Annotated in this window: 18 protein-coding genes; 8 read left to right on the plus strand and 10 right to left on the minus strand. The window is 69.7% G+C overall.

From position 1 onward, the window contains the following. Positions 1-18: 18 nt before the first annotated feature. From GDR74_RS15135 to GDR74_RS15165, 7 genes are all read left to right on the plus strand, one after another. Positions 19-1,281 carry a GTP cyclohydrolase II gene (locus GDR74_RS15135; protein ID WP_152587075.1) on the plus strand — a complete coding sequence of 421 codons (1,263 nt, stop codon included), beginning with the start codon at positions 19-21 and terminating at the stop codon, positions 1,279-1,281. 115 nt (positions 1,282-1,396) lie between these two features. Further along, entirely contained in the window at positions 1,397-2,653 is a 1,257-nt protein-coding gene (locus GDR74_RS15140; RefSeq protein WP_246179625.1) for a URC4/urg3 family protein, read from the plus strand. A gap of 36 nt (positions 2,654-2,689) precedes the next feature. Continuing rightward, positions 2,690-3,319: a uracil phosphoribosyltransferase gene (upp, locus tag GDR74_RS15145; RefSeq protein ID WP_152587801.1), complete on the plus strand. Its 630-nt coding sequence runs from the start codon at positions 2,690-2,692 to the stop codon at positions 3,317-3,319. Positions 3,320-3,361: 42 nt separating this feature from the next. Next, the gene (locus GDR74_RS15150; RefSeq protein ID WP_194164556.1) at positions 3,362-4,270 is read left to right on the plus strand and encodes a 2-dehydro-3-deoxygalactonokinase; all 909 of its coding nucleotides are present in this window, start codon (positions 3,362-3,364) and stop codon (positions 4,268-4,270) included. 170 nt (positions 4,271-4,440) lie between these two features. Next, a complete protein-coding gene (locus GDR74_RS15155) occupies positions 4,441-5,823 on the plus strand; it encodes a leucyl aminopeptidase family protein (protein WP_152587078.1) in 1,383 nt (460 codons plus the stop codon). Positions 5,824-5,897: 74 nt separating this feature from the next. Continuing rightward, entirely contained in the window at positions 5,898-6,245 is a 348-nt protein-coding gene (locus tag GDR74_RS15160) for a MarR family transcriptional regulator (protein ID WP_152587079.1), read from the plus strand. Then, complete coding sequence (locus tag GDR74_RS15165) at positions 6,242-7,105, plus strand: C40 family peptidase (protein WP_152587080.1); 864 nt, start codon at positions 6,242-6,244, stop codon at positions 7,103-7,105. The genes GDR74_RS15160 and GDR74_RS15165 overlap by 4 nt, the downstream gene beginning before the upstream one ends. A 43-nt stretch (positions 7,106-7,148) precedes the next feature. On the opposite strand, the gene GDR74_RS15170 is transcribed toward GDR74_RS15165, so the two are convergent. The 10 genes from GDR74_RS15170 to GDR74_RS15215 form a co-directional block, all read right to left on the minus strand. Further along, positions 7,149-8,090, minus strand: coding sequence for a 2-hydroxyacid dehydrogenase (locus GDR74_RS15170; protein ID WP_152587081.1), 942 nt, complete (start codon positions 8,088-8,090; stop codon positions 7,149-7,151). Next, positions 8,087-9,409 carry a thymidine phosphorylase gene (deoA, locus tag GDR74_RS15175; protein ID WP_152587082.1) on the minus strand — a complete coding sequence of 441 codons (1,323 nt, stop codon included), beginning with the start codon at positions 9,407-9,409 and terminating at the stop codon, positions 8,087-8,089. Before deoA ends, GDR74_RS15170 begins: the two co-directional genes overlap by 4 nt. 1 nt (position 9,410) lies before the next feature. Next, positions 9,411-10,172 carry a deoxyribose-phosphate aldolase gene (gene deoC, locus GDR74_RS15180; RefSeq protein WP_152587083.1) on the minus strand — a complete coding sequence of 254 codons (762 nt, stop codon included), beginning with the start codon at positions 10,170-10,172 and terminating at the stop codon, positions 9,411-9,413. After that, complete coding sequence (locus tag GDR74_RS15185) at positions 10,165-10,983, minus strand: purine-nucleoside phosphorylase (protein WP_194164557.1); 819 nt, start codon at positions 10,981-10,983, stop codon at positions 10,165-10,167. Before GDR74_RS15185 ends, deoC begins: the two co-directional genes overlap by 8 nt. Before the next feature lie 6 nt (positions 10,984-10,989). Continuing rightward, positions 10,990-11,394 carry a cytidine deaminase gene (locus tag GDR74_RS15190; protein WP_152587084.1) on the minus strand — a complete coding sequence of 135 codons (405 nt, stop codon included), beginning with the start codon at positions 11,392-11,394 and terminating at the stop codon, positions 10,990-10,992. Position 11,395: 1 nt separating this feature from the next. Further along, positions 11,396-12,301: an ABC transporter permease gene (locus GDR74_RS15195; RefSeq protein WP_152587085.1), complete on the minus strand. Its 906-nt coding sequence runs from the start codon at positions 12,299-12,301 to the stop codon at positions 11,396-11,398. A gap of 2 nt (positions 12,302-12,303) precedes the next feature. After that, a complete protein-coding gene (locus GDR74_RS15200; protein ID WP_152587086.1) occupies positions 12,304-13,407 on the minus strand; it encodes an ABC transporter permease in 1,104 nt (367 codons plus the stop codon). After that, positions 13,404-13,838, minus strand: a complete 435-nt coding sequence (locus tag GDR74_RS15205; protein ID WP_152587803.1) for a VOC family protein — start codon at positions 13,836-13,838, stop codon at positions 13,404-13,406. Before GDR74_RS15205 ends, GDR74_RS15200 begins: the two co-directional genes overlap by 4 nt. Further along, the gene (locus tag GDR74_RS15210) at positions 13,838-15,361 is read right to left on the minus strand and encodes an ABC transporter ATP-binding protein (protein WP_152587087.1); all 1,524 of its coding nucleotides are present in this window, start codon (positions 15,359-15,361) and stop codon (positions 13,838-13,840) included. Before GDR74_RS15210 ends, GDR74_RS15205 begins: the two co-directional genes overlap by 1 nt. A 126-nt stretch (positions 15,362-15,487) precedes the next feature. Beyond that, on the minus strand, positions 15,488-16,489 hold the full coding sequence (locus GDR74_RS15215) for a BMP family lipoprotein (protein ID WP_152587088.1): 1,002 nt from the start codon (positions 16,487-16,489) through the stop codon (positions 15,488-15,490). A 151-nt stretch (positions 16,490-16,640) separates the two neighbouring features. Here GDR74_RS15215 and GDR74_RS15220 point away from each other — a divergent pair, with 151 nt between their 5' ends. Continuing rightward, a complete protein-coding gene (locus tag GDR74_RS15220; protein ID WP_152587089.1) occupies positions 16,641-17,435 on the plus strand; it encodes a HesA/MoeB/ThiF family protein in 795 nt (264 codons plus the stop codon). Positions 17,436-17,447: the final 12 nt, after the last annotated feature.

The following is a 17,447-nucleotide window of genomic DNA, read 5'->3' on the forward strand; positions in this document are numbered from 1 at the left end:
TCTCGCGTGGAAGGTCACATGAACTCGCCCAATCGTTCGACCCATATCCGGCTGACGTCCCATCCCGAGCCGAACGCGGCCACCCTTCGCCGCCCCATCCGCTGGGGAGCCGCCGACCCGCGGGAGCGGGGCCCGATCATCGGCTCCGTCACCAATCCGGCCGACCGCAACGTGATCGGCGCCCATGGCGGGTCCTATTCCCTCTACCGAGCTCTCGCGATCTCCGCCCGCGCCCTCAACCCCCTCGCCCGTCCCGACCTGCGCAACACGCACCCGACCGCGGAGATCGGCCCGCATCCGCAATGGTCGGAGCCGGGGCGGATCGTCTCCCTCGATCCCTGGGGCCATCTGGTCGGCCAGGTGTTCCAGGAGGAGATCGCAAGCGGAGTCGACATCCGCCCGACCATCGCCATCACCAAGGCGCGGCTGAACATGCCCGAGATCCTCGCCGCCATGGGCTCGAAGCGGCTCGAGGCGGACGGCGGCGTGCTGCATGCCTCCGGCGACATCTCCGTTACCAAGATCGCCATCGATCCGGTCTGGTACCTGCCCGGCATCGCCGAGCGGTTCGGCTGCTCGGAGGGCGAGTTGCGCCGCACCCTGTTCGAGCAGACCGGCGGCATGTTCCCCGAATTGGTGACGCGCCCCGACATGAGCGTCTTCCTGCCGCCCATCGGCAACACCACCGTCTACATCATCGGCGACGTGGCGGGGCTCGGCGATCCCAGGCGGCGGATCGCCTGCCGCGTGCACGACGAGTGCAACGGCTCGGACGTGTTCGGCTCCGACATCTGCACCTGCCGCCCCTATCTCGTCCACGGCATCGAGGAATGCGTGAAGGAGGCGCAGAGCGGGGGCGTCGGCGTCATCGCCTACAACCGCAAGGAAGGCCGCGCCCTCGGCGAGGTGACGAAGTTCCTCGTCTACAATGCGCGCAAGCGGCAGGAGGGCGGCGATTCCGCAGCAACCTACTTCGAGCGCACCGAATGCGTCGCGGGCGTGCAGGACGCGCGCTTCCAGCAGCTCATGCCGGACGTGCTGCACTGGCTCGGCATCCGCCGCATCGACCGGCTGATGTCCATGTCCAACATGAAGTACGACGCGATCACGGGCTCGGGCATCGAGGTCGTGGAGCGGGTGCCGATCCCGCCCGAGCTCGTGCCGCCGGACGCGCAGGTGGAACTCGAGGCCAAGAAGGCCGCCGGCTACTATACGCCGGACGGCGCACCCGATCCCTCCGCCCTCGACCAGGTGAAGGGCCGCGACCTGGAGCGATTCTGAAGGTCGCGCCCTTCCCGCGTCTTAACCTTCTCCCCAATCGGCCCGGCGGCGCGCGGCCGCCCGGCCCCGATCCATGCTATCGCTCGCCCCCACAAGGAGAGCACCGGAGTCCCGCGTGACCGACCAGCCTGTCCCCTCGGCGGAAACGAAAGCCGCCCGCACCCTCTTGAACGCCGCCGCCGTCCGCGAGCGGTCGCACCAGATCCTGGAGCACGGCCTTGCGGGGCGCCTCCGGCACTTCACGGTCCATCCCGAGCGGCTCGACGCCTGTGCCGAGGCGGTCGTGGCGACGATCCGCACGGCCTATCCTTCCCTCGACATCCCCTTCCACGCCCGCTGGAGGCATTTTTCCGCCGGCGGGCATGACCGGTGGGACGCGGTGATGCACGGCGCTCCCTGGTCCGATGCGGGCCAGATGGCACGCGCCGCCTTCGATCTCGCCATCGTGTCCGTTCTCCTCGACGCGGGTGCCGGCGCGCAGTGGCGCTACGAGGAGGGCCGCACGGGTGAGACCTTCGCCCGCTCGGAGGGCCTGGCCGTTGCGAGCTTCGACATGTTCGTGAGCGGCGCCTTCTCGAGCCGGGCGGAGGACCCGTTCCGGGTCGATGCGGATGTGCTCCTCGCCCTCACCGCCGACGATCTGGCGCACGGGTTCCAGGTCTCGCCGGGCAACCCGCTCGTCGGGCTGGAAGGCCGCGCCGCGCTCCTCAACCGCCTTGGACGCGCGGTCGCCACGAACCCGGACATCTTCGGCCGGCACGACGACCCGCGCCCGGGCGGCCTGTTCGACGTGCTCGCCGCGGGAGCCGACGCGGAGGGACGCATCCGGGCCCCGGCGATCCTGGAAGCCATCCTGAACCATCTCGGCTCCATCTGGCCGGGCCGCATCGAGCTGGGCGGGGTCGATCTGGGCGACACCTGGCGTCATCCCCTCGTGGAGGCGCCGGACGCCACGAACGGCCTGATCCCGTTCCACAAGCTCTCCCAGTGGCTGAGCTATTCCCTCATCGAGCCCCTGGAATGGGCGGGCTACACGGTGGTGGAGATCGACGGGCTCACCGGCCTGCCCGAATACCGCAACGGCGGCCTCTTCCTCGATTCGGGCGTGCTCGCCCTCAAGGATCCGGCGGAGGCGGCGCAGCCCCACCCGGTCGACTCGACCCTCGTGGTGGAATGGCGGGCGCTGACCGTCGCCCTTCTCGACCGGATTGCCGAACCGATCCGGCGGGCGCTAGGGTTGAAGCCGGAGGACTTCCCGCTCGCGAAGGCGCTGGAAGGCGGCACCTGGGCGACGGGACGCAGATTGGCTAAGGAACGGCGCGGCGACGGTTCGCCCCCTTTGACCATCATCAGCGACGGAACGGTGTTTTAGATGAATCAGCACAAGACGATCAAAGGCGTACACAACATGCAGGGCGTCACCGTGGTCGACCATCCGCTGGTCCAGCACAAGCTGACCCTCATGCGCGACAAGGAGCGTTCGACCAAGGGCTTCCGGCAACTCCTCAACGAGATCGGTATGCTGCTCTGCTACGAGGTGACTCGCGACCTGCCGGTGGAGCGTATCCAGATCGAAACCCCGCTCACCACCACCGAGGGCGTGCAGATCGCCGGCAAGAAGCTCGTGTTCGCGCCCATCCTGCGCGCCGGCGTCGGCTTTCTCGACGGCATGCTCACCCTCGTCCCCGCCGCCCGCGTGGCCCATATCGGCCTCTACCGCGACCCGGAATCGCTCCAGGCCGTGGAATATTATTTCAAGGCGCCGTCGGACCTCGCGGATCGCATGGTGCTCGTGCTCGATCCCATGCTGGCGACCGCCAATTCCGCGGTGGCGGCCATCGACCGCCTGAAGGAGCGCGGCGCGAAGGACCTGCGCTTCGTGTGCCTGCTCGCCGCGCCGGAAGGCATCGAGAAGCTGCGCGGCGCGCATCCCGACGTCCATATCTGGACCGCCTCCATCGACGAACGCCTGAACGACCACGGCTACATCGTGCCCGGCCTCGGCGATGCGGGCGACCGGATGTACGGGACGCGCTGAGCCCCGCCGCGTCGCAACGCCGTCCAACGTCTGGAACTCGCCGTGCGCTTCATCGTCGCCGACTGGGGAACCACCCGCTTCCGCGCCTATCTCCTGGAGGACGAAACGGTCCTCGACATGGTCGCCTCGGACGAGGGCGTCTCCCACCTGCGGCCGGGGCAGCACCGGGAGGTCTTTTTCCGGCATTGCGGACAATGGCTCCAGGCGGAGCCGGAGGCGCCGGTCCTGCTGGTCGGCATGGTCGGAAGCCGGGAGGGCTGGGTCGAAGCCCCCTATGCGCATTGTCCGGCAGGGCCGGAGGAGATCGCGAAGGCCCTGGTGGCGGTCGATCTCGGCGGCAACCGCCGGGGGCACATCGTGCCGGGCCTGTTCTGCGAGCCGGCCCCCGGCGCTGCGGACGTGATGCGCGGGGAGGAGACCCTCGCCCTCGGCTCCGGGGTCGCGGACGGGATCGTCTGCGCCGCCGGCACGCACCCGAAATGGATCGTCATGAGGGAGGGCCGCATCGAACGCTTCGCCACTTCCATGACCGGCGAGATGTATGCCCTGCTGCGGGAGCACTCCATGATCGGCCGTCCGGCCACCGAGCCCGAGGACCCGCGCGGGTTCGACCTGGGCCTCGACGCGGCCGAGCGCAACAATCCTGACAAGGGGCGGCCCATGGGCCTGCTCCACCTGCTCTTCGAGGCGCGGGCGGCAGTGGTCTCCGGGCGGATGGGAACGGATTTCCTCGGCCCCTATCTCTCCGGTCTCCTCACGGGCGACGAGATCAACGGCGCCCTCGCCTCTCACCCGGGCCTGGAGGAAGTGACGGTCCTGGCCGATTCCCATCGGGCCGAACTCTACGCCCGCGCTCTCGCCCGCCACGGGGTCGCCGTCGTCACCAAGCCGCCTCGCGATGCCCTGATCGCGGGCCTGGGGCGGATCGTCCGCCATGTGCCGCCGCAGTGACGGCGTCCGCCTGCCCTGAAGGCATTCCGTGACGCGAGCCCTGCCCCAAGCGCATGGCCCTGGGGCGGGACATGACCGGCCGGTCCCGTTTTGCGGATGGAAACCTGCCGGCAGGCGCATACAATCCGCCCGACCCACTCCTTGAGTCCCTCCTTCGCCGAGTTCCTCTCATGCTCCATCCCCTGCTCGCCGCCTCCGATTCCGCGTCCCTGCCGATCTGGCTCGCCGACGAGAAGACCTGGCCCGAGATCGCCGGGAAGCTGCCCGCGCAGGCCCAGGCCTTCGCGAAGGCGCAGACGTTCGAAGCCAAGGCCGGCACCCATTGCCTCCTTCCCGACGGGGACGGAAACCTTCTCGGCGTCGCTTTCGGGCTCGACGCCCCGGATGCGAAGCGGGCCGACCCCTTCCTGCCCGGCAAGCTGTCGTCCCTGCTGCCCGAAGGAACCTACCGGTTCGAGACTACGGCGCCCGATCCGACCCTGGCCACGCTCGCCTGGGTCCTCGGCGCCTATTCCTTCGATCGCTACCGCAAGCGCAGCGGCAAGACCGTGCGCCTCGTCCTGCCCGCCGGGGTCGACGGCGAGGACGTGACGCGGATCGCCGAGGCGGTCGCGGCGAGCCGCGACCTCGTCAACACGCCCACGAGCGACCTCGGCCCCGACGGGATCGAAGCGGCAGCGCGCAAGCTCGCGGACAGGCACGGAGCCGCGTTCAGGAGCATCGTCGGCGACGACCTGCTGGCGCAGAACTTTCCCATGATCCATGCGGTCGGACGCGCGTCCGCCACGCCGCCGCGCCTCATCGACCTCACCTGGGGCCGGGCCGACGCGCCGCGCGTCACCCTCGTCGGCAAGGGTGTGGCCTTCGACACGGGCGGCCTGGACATCAAGCCCGCCGCCTCCATGCTGATGATGCGCAAGGACATGGGCGGCTCCGCCGCCGCGCTGGCTTTGGCCGACATGATCATGGGCGCGAAGCTGCCCGTGCGCCTGCGCGTGCTGATCCCCGCCGTCGAGAACTCCATTTCCGCCAACGCCTTCCGCCCCGGCGACATCCTCCACAGCCGCAAGGGGCTGACCGTCGAGATCGGCAACACGGACGCGGAGGGCCGGCTGATCCTCGCCGACGCCCTCGCCCTCGCGGACGAGGAAAATCCCGACCTCGTGGTGGATTTCGCGACCCTCACCGGCGCCGCGCGCGTCGCCCTCGGGCCCGAGCTGCCGCCCTTCTACACGGAGGACGAGACGCTGGCGGCGGAGATCGCGCGGGAGGGGCTGGCCGTGAACGATCCGGTGTGGCGCCTGCCGCTCTGGCACCCCTACCAGAGCCTGCTCGACTCCAAGTATGCGGACGTGAACAACACGGGCGGACCGATGGCGGGGTCGGTCACGGCGGCCCTGTTCCTGAGCCGCTTCGTGTCCGCCGCCCGCGCCTGGGTCCATTTCGACATCTTCGCCTGGAACAGCGCCACCCGTCCCGGCCGCCCGGAAGGCGGCGAGGTCCAGGCGGCGCGCCTCATGTATTCGCTCCTCAAGAAGCGCTACGGTTCCTAAAGCATAAGCGCAGGCGCCCGTTGCGCCCCGAGAGGCGGGGCCGGATAATCCGGCTCCGACCGAGCGGTGGTGCCATGCCTGTCGAACTGCGCGCATTCCAGGCTCTGAAGCTGTGGCACGACGTCCATCTCGACCTCGTGCGCGAAGGGAGCGACCTGTCCGCGCGCCAGGTCGCCATCCTGCTCACCATCTATCTCGAGCCGCCCCCGCACACCGTCCGCGGCCTCGCGCGCAAGCTCGGCGTGACGAAGCCCGTCGTCACCCGGGCCCTGGACACCATGGGCAAGCTCGACCTGGTCTCGCGCCGCCGGGACGAGGCGGACAGGCGCAACGTCGTCATTCAGCGCACGGTCGCTGGCGCTCTGGCCGTGGAGAGGTTAGGAGACCTCATCATGGCCCGCGCCAAGGAGTTGCCCCGATGACCTTCGACCGCCGCACCACCCCCGTCCGCGCAGACTTGGCCGACGAGAGGCTGCGCGGCTTGGTGGAAGCGGAGCGGTTCACGGCAGGCACGCACAGGCGCATCGCCTGCGCCGTCACCTCCCTCCACCGCCACCCCTCCCCCGAAGCGCCGGTCGACACCCAGGCCATCTGGGGCGAGAGCGTGACGGTCTACGACGAGCATGAAGGCTGGGCCTGGGTGCAGCTGCACGACGACGGCTATGTGGGATATCTCCGGAGCGACGACCTCGGCGCTCCCGATCCGGAACCGACCCACCGGGTCCGCGCCCTGCGCACCTTCGTCTACCCCGGCCCGAACCTGAAGCTGCCGCACGGCGGCTGGCTGACCCTGAACTCCAAGGTCGCGGTGGCGGAGATCGAGGGGGACTACGCCCGGCTCGCGACCGGCGGCTTCGTCTATGCCCCGCATCTCTCGGCCCTCGGCACCTGGGAGAGCGACCCGGTCGCCGTCGCGGAACGCTTCCTTCACACGCCGTACCTGTGGGGCGGCAAGACCAGCCTCGGCCTCGACTGCTCGGGCCTCGCCCAGACGGCGCTGAGCGCGGCGGGGATCGCGGCTCCCCGCGACAGCGACATGCAGGAGGCGCGCCTCGGAACCCCCGTTCCCGTCACGCCCGGACTGTCCGGATTGCAGCGCGGCGACCTGGTATTCTGGAAGGGGCATGTGGGGCTGATGGTCGACGCCACGCGCCTCATCCACGCCACCGGCCACACGATGCAGGTCCTCGTCGAGCCGCTGTCGGTCGCGGAGGAGCGCATCCGCCTCACGAGCTACGGTCCGATCAGCTCCGTCAAGCGCTTGCCGCTGCGGAAGGGGTGAATGCCCCGGGAGCAGCGGGCGCCGCCGCTCCTGAAGCGCGCCCTCAATATCCCCGCGTCCGGTCGACGACGTTCTGGAACGGCTCCCCGGCCTCGTGGCGTCGGATCTGCTTCGCGACGTAGAGCGCCGTCATGTCCGGGTCGCTCACCGCGGAATTGTGGGGCGTCACGGTCACGCGGGGGTGGGACCAGAGCGGCGAGTCCTGCGGCAGGGGCTCCACCTCGAACACGTCGAGGGTCGCCGCCCGCAGGACCCCGCCGTCCAAGGCGGCGAGGATGTCCGCTTCGACCTGAAGCCCGCCCCGCCCCGCATTGATGAGGATCGGCCCGCCGAGCCTGCCGTCGCGGGCGAGCTTCGCGAACAGGGAGGCGTTGAGAATGCCCCGCGTCTCCGGCGTGAGAGGAAGAAGGCTCACGAGAATGCCCGTGCGGGCGAGGAAGCGCTCGAGGCCGTCCTCGCCGGAATAGACCTCGAAGCCCTCGACGGATTTCGGCGTGCGGCTCCAGCCGGCGACGTCGAAGCCCATCGCCTTGAGCTTGCGGGCCGCATCCTGGCCGAGCACGCCGAAGCCCATGACGCCGACCCTCACGTCTCCGGCGATCGGCGGAGCCTTGTCGGGCTCCCAGCGCCGGGCGCGCTGATCCGCGTCGTAGCGGCGCTGGTCGCGCAGATACATCAGGCAATGCAGGACCACGTACTCGCTCATGCGGTTGGTGAGATCGTCCTGCGCCACGCGCACGATCGGCACGTCGGGAAGGCCGGGATAGCCCATCAGGTGATCGACCCCGGCGCCGAGAGAGAAGATGGCTTCGAGCGCCGGCAGGTCCGACAGGCTGCCGGGCTTCGGCCCCCAGGTCGCGACGTAGCGCACGCGGCTCCTGTCGAAGGCCTCCCCGAGCACCGCGACGGGATGCTCGGGCAGGTAGAGGCGGAACCGCTCCACCCAGGGCTTCGGGTCCCACGTCAGGGCGACGAGAAGGGTCACGCTTTGGCTCCGATCCGTTCGAGGACGAGGGGGCCCGGGCGGGCCGGGGCATCGCCGACCGTATAGGCCGCGCGGACGGCCCGCTCGGCAGCCTCCGCCGCGGCCTCGCTGCGGGCGTGGACGATGGCGAGCGGGCGGCTGCTTCCGACGGCGGCGCCGACCTCCGCAAGCTCGGTGAGCCCCACCGCATGGTCGATGGGATCCTGCGGACGCGTGCGCCCGCCGCCGAGCGCGACGACGGCCACGCCGACGTCACGGGTCGCGATCCGCTGCACGATGCCCTCGCGTTCCGCATGGACCGGGCGGATAACGGGAGCGGCGGCGAGGTGGCGGCCGGGCTTGTCGAGGAAATCCGCAGGCCCGCCGAGCGCCGCCACCATGCGCTGGAAGATCTCCGCCGCTCGTCCCGAAGAAATCGCCGCCTCGATGCGCGCGCGCGCCTCGTCCAGGTTGGCCGCGAGCTTTCCGAGCACCAGCATCTCCGCGCACAGGGCGACCGTCACCGCATGGAAACGCGGCTCGCGACGGCGACCTGTCAGATAGTCGACGATGTAGTTCACCTCGACCGCATTGCCCGCCGCCGAGGCGAGCGGCTCGTTCATGTCGGTGAGCAGCGCGCTCGTCGGCAGGCCCGCGCCGTTGGCGACGAGGACGAGACTCTCCGCGAGCGCGCGCGCGTCGGCGGGATTGTCCATGAACGCGCCGGAGCCGAACTTCACGTCCATGACGAGGCCCTGGAGCCCCGCCGCCAGCTTCTTCGACAGGATCGACGCGGTGATCAGGTCGATGGATTCCACGGTCGCCGTCACGTCGCGGATCGCATAGAGCCGCTTGTCCGCGGGCGCGAGATCCGCCGTCTGGCCGATGACCGCGCAGCCGACCTCCCGCGTGACGCGCCTGAACGTCTCGATGTCGGGCTGCGTCACGTAGCCGGGAATCGAGTCGAACTTGTCGAGCGTGCCGCCGGTGTGACCGAGGCCGCGGCCCGAGATCATCGGCACGTAGCCGCCGCAGGCGGCGACCGCGGGGGCCAGGGCGAGGCTCACCGTGTCGCCCACGCCGCCGGTCGAGTGCTTGTCGAGGACTGGGCCGGGAAGGTCCCATTTCAGCACCTCGCCCGAGCGCGTCATCGCCTGCGTGAGCGCCACGCGCTCCTTCACCGAAAGGCCGCGGAAGAAGATCGCCATGGCGAAGGAGGCCGCCTGGCCCTCCGACACGCTGCCCGTGGTGAGCCCCTCGACGAAGGCATGGATGTGCTCGGGATCGAGCGCGCCGCCGTCGCGCTTGCGGCGGATAATTTCCTGCGGAAGAAGGGTCATCTCAATAGACTCCGGCGGGAGCGCTGCCCGCCCGCCCCTCGATGGCGGCGATCAGCGCGTCGAAGACGCTGCTGGCGCCGATGCGGAAGGTCTTCGGCGTCGCCCAGTCCGGTCCCATGATGCGGTCGGCGAGGTCGAGATAGGTCTTGGCGTCGGCGAGCGTGCGGATGCCGCCGGACGGCTTCAGGCCGACGGGGCGGCCGGAATCCCTGATGGCGTGAAGCATGATCTCGGCCGCCTGCGGCGTGGCGGAAACCGGGGTCTTGCCGGTCGAGGTCTTGATGAAATCCGCCCCCGCCTCGATGGCGAGGCGGCTCGCCTCCGCAATGAGCGCGGGCTCGGCAAGCATGCCGGTTTCGAGGATCACCTTGAGAGTCCGGCCCTGGTCGACGACCTCGCGCACCGCCTCGACCATGTCGGAGGCGACGGCGCGGTCGCCGCGGCGCAGGGCCTCGTAGGGGAGGACGAGATCGACCTCGTTCGCGCCGTCGCTCAACGCCTCGCGGACATCGTCCGTCACGCGCTCCACATCCTCTCCCCCGGCGGGGAAGTTGACCACCGTCGCCACGCGGACGGGCGAGCCGCGCAGCGCCTCCCGCGCACGGCCGACGAACTGCGGCCAGACGCACACGGCGGCCACCGGCCCGCGGGGATCGAGCGCCTTGGCGCAGAGCGCGTCGATCGCCTGGTCCGTGCAGTTGTCCGTCAGGTCCGTCAGATCGAGACAGCGCAGGGCGCGCTGGGCGAGACTGGCATCAGACATCGGAAAGCTCCGCAACGAAGGCGCGCACGAGGCGCTTGAACCGGTCGGCGGCTTCCGCCGCCGTGTCCTTGGTCTCCTGGTGGGAGGGCGAGGCTCCCTCGATACCGGCCGCGAGGTTCGTGACGACGGAGACCGCCGCGACCTTCAGGCCGTAATACCGCGCGATGATGACCTCCGGCACCGTCGACATGCCGACGAGATCGCCACCGAGGACCTGGACCATGCGGATCTCCGCGGGCGTCTCGAAGCTCGGCCCCGAGAGCCAGGCATAGACGCCCTCGGGAAGCTCGATCCCCGTCCTCTCCGCGGCGCGCCGGAGCGTCGCCCGCAGGCCCGCATCGTAGGCCCCGGTAAGCGAGACGAAGCGGCCTTCCGTCGAGTCGCGCAGGAGCGGGTTCGCGCCGGACAGGTTGAGATGGTCGGCGACGGCGACGAGGCTGCCGGGCCGGATCTTCTCCTGCACGGACCCCGCCGCGTTGGTGAGGAGGAGAACCGGAATCCCGAGTTCCTTCACCAGCGCGACCGGGACGCGCATGGCCCCTGCATCGCCCGTCTCGTAGTAATGGGCGCGGCCCTGGAACAGGAGAACGCGCCTTCCTTCCATCCGTCCGGCGACGAGACGCCCCGCATGGCCCGACACGCCGCTGTGCGGGAAATAGGGGATGTCGGCGTATGCGAGGCTCGCGGCCTCCGTCAGCTCGTCCACGAGGGAACCGAGCCCGGTGCCGAGCACGATCGCCGCGTCGAAGGGGCCTTCGATGCCGTTGGCGCGCACGAACTCGGCGGCTTCCTGAACGTTCAGATGAATCATGATTCCCTACCGGGGACCCAGGTTGTCGGGCCCGAACGAGTACGGCAACAACGCCTCGAGGGTGAAGCTTTTGCGGATTCCCTCCGGTCCCGCAACATGGATCGGCGTGTCAGGAGCGGCGAACTCGCGGATGCGCTGGCGGCAGCCGCCGCAGGGCGTCACGAGGTGCTCGCCCTCGCCCATCACGAGGATGGCGGCGATGCGATGCTCGCCCGCCGCGACCATGGCCGAGATCGCGCCGGCTTCCGCGCAGCTTCCGACCGGATAGGCGGCATTCTCCACGTTGCAGCCGGAAAAGATCCGCCCGTCCGACGTCGCGATGGCGGCGCCCACCCGGAAGCGGGAATAAGGCGCGTAGGCCCGCTGCTGGACGGCCCTGGCGGCGGAGAACAGCTCATCGAGAGAGGCCATGTCAGCGCTCCTTCACGTAGGGCACGCCCGATGCGCGCGGCGGAATCGCCGTGCCGATCACGCCCGCCAGGAGGATCACGGTCATGAGATAGGGCAGCGCCTGGATCGCCTGCACCGGCACCTCGCCGATGCCCGGCAGCGCGATGCCCTGCAGGCGGATCGACAGGGCGTCGAGGAGCCCGAACAGGAAACAGGCGCCGAGAGCCGGCCAGGCCCGCCACTTGGCGAAGATGAGCGCCGCGAGGGCGATGAAGCCCTTGCCCGCCGTCATGTTGGGCAGGAAGCCCGCCGACTGGCCGACGGAGAGATAGGTTCCGCCGATCCCGCACAGCACGCCGGCGATGACGACGGCGGTGTAGCGCAGGCCCGTGACGGAGATGCCGGCGGTGTCGACCGCGGCCGGGTTCTCGCCCACCGCGCGCAGGCGCAGGCCGAAGCGGGTGCGCGCGAGCACGAACCATGTCACCGGCACCGCGAGGAGCGCGACGAAGACGAGGGTCGAGTGGCCGAACAGCACGTCCCCGAAGCGCTGATTGCCTTCGAGCGGCGGTGTGCGGCCGCCCTGCCCGTACCAGGCGTTTCCGACGATGGCGGTGAGGCCCGCGGCCAGCATGTTGATGGCCACCCCGGACACGATCTGGTTGCCGCGCTGGCTGATGGCGGCGAAGCCGTGGATGAGCGCGAAGACGACCGACGCGCCGATCCCGGCCGCGAGCCCGGCCCAGGCGGAGCCGGATGCATAGGCCGCGGCCGCCGCCGCGAAGGCGGCGACGAGCATCTTGCCCTCGAGGCCGATGTCCACGACGCCGGACTTCTCCGACCACAGGCCCGCGAGGCAGGCGGCGAGGAGCGGGACCGACAGGCGAAGGCCGGAATCGAGCAGGGTGAGGAAATCGGCGGGATGCATGGTCAGGCCCTCGCCAGAGCCGGGCGCGGCATCGCGCGCGCTACGAGGCGCCGGAACAGGCCTTCCAGGGCGCCCGCGAAGAGGATGATGATGCCTCCGATCACCACCACCATGTCGCGGGTGATGGCGGGCTGCTCGAAGGCGAGTTCCGCGCCGCCCTGATAGAGGATGCCGAACAGGAGCGACGACAGGATGATGCCGACCGGATGCGCGCGCCCCATGAGCGCGACGGCGATCCCGACGAAGCCGTAGCCGGCGGTGAATTCGAGAAGCAGGCGGTGCTGGTAGCCCATGAGCTCGTTGACCGCGAGCCCGCCCGCGAGCGCGCCCGACAGCACCATGGCGATGACGATGATGCGCGCGGGCGAGATGCCCGCATAGACCGCGGCGGTGGTGCTCGATCCGACCACGCGGATCGCATAGCCGAGCCGCGAGCGGTAGATGAGGAGCCACACGCCGTACGAGGCGGCAAGGGCGAGGAAGAGCGTGAGGTTGAGCTGCGAGGAGGGAATCTCGATGCCGAAGGCGGCGAAGACCTCGTGCATGAAGGGAATGGAGGCCTGCGGCGGGAAGGCCGGCGTCTCCGGGTTCATGTTCTGGGGTGCGCGCAGCACGTTCACGAGGAGGTAGACGATCAGCACGCTGGCGAGCCAGTTGAACATGATCGTGGTGATGACGATGTGGCTGCCGCGCCTCGCCTGCAGATAGCCGGGAATCGCCGCCCAGGCGGCGCCGAAGGCCGCCGCTCCGAGGATGCCGAGCGGAATCAGCAGGAAGCCCGGAAGGAAGGTGAGGTTGTTCAGGGCGAGCGCGACGCCGAGCCCGGCGAGCGTCGCCTGCCCCTCGCCGCCGATGTTGAAGAGCCCCGCGTGATACGCGACCGCCACGGCGAGGCCGACGAAGATGAAGTCGGTCATGTAGAACAGGGTGAAGCCGAGCCCCTCCCCGCTTCCCAGGCTGCCCTGGATCAGCAGGCGGGTGGCCGTGAGGGGGTTCTCGCCGATGCCGACCACCACGAGGCCGGCGACGAGGAAGGCGGCGACCACCGAGACGGCGGGCACCAGGACCGTATCGGCCCATTTGGGCAGGTCGATGGGAGCGCTCACGTCAGACTGTCCGGGAGATAGAGGTGGCCCTGCTCGTCGAGCGGGAAGTACGGGTTCCAGGCCACCTCCCAGAGATGGCCGTCGGGATCGGCGCAATAGCCGGAATAGCCGCCCCAGGCCGCATCCTGAAGCGGCTTGACCGGCGTCGCACCCGCTGCGATGGCGCGGGCATAGACGTTGTCCGCTTCCGCCTTGGAACGGGCGTTGTAGGCGAGCGTGACGGCGGCGAAGCCCGTCGGCCGGTCCTCGACGCCCGCGTCCCGGGCGAGGTCGGCGCGGCCGAACAGGGCGAGCGCGAGGCCGTTGGCCTGGAAGAACGTCACCGCGGGCTCGCTCGCCGCCGACGCCTTCCAGCCCCAGGCCTCGTAGAACGCGCGGGAGCGGGCCATGTCGGAGACGCCGAGGGTCACGAGGGAGAGACGAGGCTGCATCATGCGGCCTCCTCGGTCACGCCGGCCATGAGGAGGCCGAGATCCTGCTCGCTCGTCTCCGATGCCCGGCGCTCGCCGGTGATCTGGCCGCCGCACATGGTGAGGATGCGGTCGGACAGGTTCATGATCTCGTCGAGCTCCACGGAGACGAGAAGGATGCCGACGCCCGCATCGCGCAAGGCGACGAGCCGGCGGTGGATGAACTCGATGGCGCCGATGTCGACCCCGCGCGTGGGCTGCCCGACGAGCAGCACCTTCGGCTTCCGTTCGATCTCCCGCGCCAGAACGATCTTCTGCTGATTGCCGCCGGAGAACTTCGAGGTCTTCAGCCGCGGCGCGGGCGGGCGCACGTCGTACTGCTCCATCTTGCGCGCCAGGTCCGCCACCATGCGGCCATGGTCGAGGATCGGCCCGCGGCCCAGCTGCGGTTCGTCGCTGAACCCGAGCACCGCGCTTTCGAAGGCGGGGAAGGCGGGGACGAGCCCCATGCGCAGCCGGTCCTCCGGCACGTGCAGGAGACCGAGCTGACGCATCCGGTGCGGATTGTGCTCGCCGGGCGGGATCTCCCGCCCCTCGAAGCGGATCGTGCCGAGCACCGGCCGGCGCATTCCGGCGAGCGCCTCGAGCAGCTCGCTCTGCCCGTTTCCGGAGACGCCCGCGATGCCGACGATTTCCCCCGCGTGGATGGTGAAGGACGCCCGCGCGACGCGCAGCACGCCGCGCGCGTCCACCACCGAGAGATCGCTGACTTCCAGCAGCGGCGGGCCCGGCTTGCGCTCCTCCTTCTCGACGCGCAGCAGCACCCGGCGCCCGACCATGAGCTCGGCGAGCTCCGGCGGCGACGTGGTCGCGGTCTCGAGGGTCGCCACCATCTCGCCGCGGCGCATAACGGAGACGCGGTCCGTCGCCGCCATGATCTCGCGCAGCTTGTGGGTGATGAGGATGACGGTCTTCCCCTGCGCCTTCAGGGCGCGGAGAAGCTCGAAGAGGGCATCCGCCTCGGCGGGCGTGAGCACGGCGGTAGGCTCGTCGAGGATGAGGATGTCGGCGCCGCGGTAGAGCGCCTTGAGGATTTCCACCCGCTGCTGCAGGCCGACGGACAATTCGCCGACCGTAGCGTCCACGTCGATCTGCAGGCCGTAGTCGCGGGCGAGCCGCGCGAGTTCCGCCCGCACCTTGGCTTCGCCCTTGCGCAGCAGGGCCCCGCCCTCGGCGCCCAGCATCACGTTCTCGACCACGGAGAGCGGCTCCACCAGCATGAAGTGCTGATGCACCATGCCGATGCCCGCACGGATGGCATCGGCGGGAGAGCGGATCGAAACGGGATGGCCCCCGACCCGGATTTCACCGGAATCGGCCTCGTAGAATCCGTAGAGGATCGACATGAGCGTCGACTTGCCCGCGCCGTTTTCCCCCACGATGCCGTGGATCGTGCCGCGCTCCACGTCGAGGCTCACGTCCTTGTTGGCGTGAACCGCCCCGAAGCGCTTGTTGATGGCGTTGAGCTGGATGGCAGAGGTCATGAGCGGGCCCGGGCATCGCTCCGCGCGTCACGGAAGGAGCGGAAAGGGACCCGGCACCGGCGGCAGCCGGCGCGGGTCCCCTGCGACGTTAAGGTTTCGACCGAGAATGACAAGCCGTGCGGCCCATCACATCGGGCACTTCGAGTCCGACATGTAGTCGTGCACCTTGATGGCGCCGGACTTGATGTCGGCGGCGGCCTTGTCGGCGGCAGCCTTCATGTCGGCGGTAATGAGCGACTTGTTGTTGTCGTCGAGCGCCCAGGCCACGCCGTCCTCCTTGAGGCCGAGCACGTTGATGCCGGCCTTGAAGGTGCCCTTCTTGACCTGGTCGAACACGTTGTAGGTGGCGACGTCCACGCGCTTGACCATGGAGGTCAGCACCTTGCCCGGATGCAGGCCGTTCTGGTTGGAGTCGACGCCGATGCCGAGCTTGCCCGCATCCGCCGCCGCGCGCAGCACGCCGATGCCGGTGCCGCCGGCCGCGTGATAGATCACGTCGGCGCCGCGGTCGATCTGGCTCTTGGCAAGCTCGCCGCCCTTCACCGGGTCCGCCCAGGCCGCGCCGGTGGTGCCGGTCATGTTCTGGAAGACCTCGGCATTCTTGTTGGCGTACTTCACGCCCTGCACGTAGCCGCAGGCGAACTTGCGGATGAGCGGGATGTCCATGCCGCCCACGAAACCGACCTTGCCGGTCTTGGACGCCTTGGCGGCCAGGAGGCCCACCAGGAAGGAGCCCTCATGCTCCTTGAACACGATGGATTCCACGTTCGGCTTCTCGACCACCGCGTCGATGATGGCGAACTTGATCTTCGGGAACTCGTCCGCGACCTTCTTGAGCGCCGATTCCTGACTGAAGCCGACCGCGACGATGGGGGAGAACCCCTCGCGGGCGAAGCGGCGCAGGGCCTGCTCGCGCTGAGCGTCGTTCTGCGGCTCGAAATCGCGGTAGTCGGTCCCGGTGTCCTTCTTGTACTTCTCGGCGCCCATGTGGACGCCCTCGTTGAAGGATTTGTCGAACTTGCCCCCGAGGTCGTAGACGATGGCCGGCTTGAACGCGTCCTGCGCGAAGGCCACCGAGGCGGAGAGAGCGAGGCCCGCGAGAGCGAGGCCGAACTTGGTTGCTGTCATCGGCATGTTCCCTGTGTCGTCCGGGCTGTTACCCGGTTGCGCCCTGACGATGGCATGGGAAGGGCCATGCCGCCAAGCACCTGTCAAGCCGCGCAAGGCAATTCCTACAAGGAATGGTTGATACGGGGGGAGATGTCTATATGGTCGCACCATGCCGCTGAGCCCCGACGAGATCGACCGTTACGCCCGCCACCTGGTGCTGCGGGACGTGGGCGGGCCGGGACAGCTGAAGCTGAAGGCCGCGCGGGTCCTCGCGATCGGAGCGGGGGGACTCGGAACGCCCCTGATCCAGTATCTCGCAGCCGCGGGGGTCGGCCGGATCGGGATCGTCGACGACGACCGGGTGTCCCTGTCGAACCTACAGCGCCAGGTCATCCACGGGACGCCGGACGTGGGCGATCCGAAGGCCGAGAGCGCCGCCCGCGCCGTCCGGCGCCTCAACCCGCACGTGAGCGTGGACGTCCATGCCGTGCGCCTGACGACCGGGAACGCGCGCAGTCTCGTCTCGGACTACGATATCGTTGCGGACGGCTCGGACAATTTCGAAACCCGCTACACGGTCTCCGACGCCTGCTTCGCGGAAGGGAAACCCCTCGTCACCGCCGCGCTCGGGCAGTTCGACGGCTCGCTCACGACGATCAGGGCCCACGAGACCGGGCCGGACGGGCGGCCGAACCCCACCTACCGCTGTCTCTTCCCCTCGCCGCCCCCGCCCGGCGCGGTGCCGACCTGCGCGGAGGCGGGCGTCCTCGGGGCGCTCGCCGGTGTCATGGGAAGCCTCATGGCCATGGAGGTCGTCCGCGAGATCGTCGGCTTCGGCGAAGGCCTGGTCGGGCGCCTCCTCATGGTGGACGCCCGCTCCATGCGGTTCGAGACCATCGGCTACGCGTGGGACGAGACGAACCCTCTGAACGGGACAGGGGCCGGGACGGCATCCCGGCCGTAGCGACCAGGAAGC

The organism is Microvirga thermotolerans (assembly GCF_009363855.1).
Classification (GTDB): Bacteria; Pseudomonadota; Alphaproteobacteria; order Rhizobiales; family Beijerinckiaceae; genus Microvirga; species Microvirga thermotolerans.

Excerpts from the sequence above, each read along its gene's own strand:
- GDR74_RS15155 (WP_152587078.1), top strand. The coding sequence starts at position 4,441 with ATGCTCCATCCCCTGCTCGCCGCCTCCGATTCCGCGTCCCTGCCGATC.
- GDR74_RS15160 (WP_152587079.1), top strand. The coding sequence starts at position 5,898 with ATGCCTGTCGAACTGCGCGCATTCCAGGCTCTGAAGCTGTGGCACGAC.
- deoA (WP_152587082.1), bottom strand. The coding sequence starts at position 9,409 with ATGACCCTTCTTCCGCAGGAAATTATCCGCCGCAAGCGCGACGGCGGC.
- GDR74_RS15215 (WP_152587088.1), bottom strand. The coding sequence starts at position 16,489 with ATGACAGCAACCAAGTTCGGCCTCGCTCTCGCGGGCCTCGCTCTCTCC.
- GDR74_RS15220 (WP_152587089.1), top strand. The coding sequence starts at position 16,641 with ATGCCGCTGAGCCCCGACGAGATCGACCGTTACGCCCGCCACCTGGTG.
- GDR74_RS15210 (WP_152587087.1), bottom strand. The coding sequence starts at position 15,361 with ATGACCTCTGCCATCCAGCTCAACGCCATCAACAAGCGCTTCGGGGCG.
- GDR74_RS15205 (WP_152587803.1), bottom strand. The coding sequence starts at position 13,838 with ATGCAGCCTCGTCTCTCCCTCGTGACCCTCGGCGTCTCCGACATGGCC.
- deoC (WP_152587083.1), bottom strand. The coding sequence starts at position 10,172 with ATGTCTGATGCCAGTCTCGCCCAGCGCGCCCTGCGCTGTCTCGATCTG.
- GDR74_RS15195 (WP_152587085.1), bottom strand. The coding sequence starts at position 12,301 with ATGCATCCCGCCGATTTCCTCACCCTGCTCGATTCCGGCCTTCGCCTG.
- GDR74_RS15135 (WP_152587075.1), top strand. The coding sequence starts at position 19 with ATGAACTCGCCCAATCGTTCGACCCATATCCGGCTGACGTCCCATCCC.
- GDR74_RS15165 (WP_152587080.1), top strand. The coding sequence starts at position 6,242 with ATGACCTTCGACCGCCGCACCACCCCCGTCCGCGCAGACTTGGCCGAC.
- upp (WP_152587801.1), top strand. The coding sequence starts at position 2,690 with ATGCAGGGCGTCACCGTGGTCGACCATCCGCTGGTCCAGCACAAGCTG.
- GDR74_RS15190 (WP_152587084.1), bottom strand. The coding sequence starts at position 11,394 with ATGGCCTCTCTCGATGAGCTGTTCTCCGCCGCCAGGGCCGTCCAGCAG.
- GDR74_RS15185 (WP_194164557.1), bottom strand. The coding sequence starts at position 10,983 with ATGATTCATCTGAACGTTCAGGAAGCCGCCGAGTTCGTGCGCGCCAAC.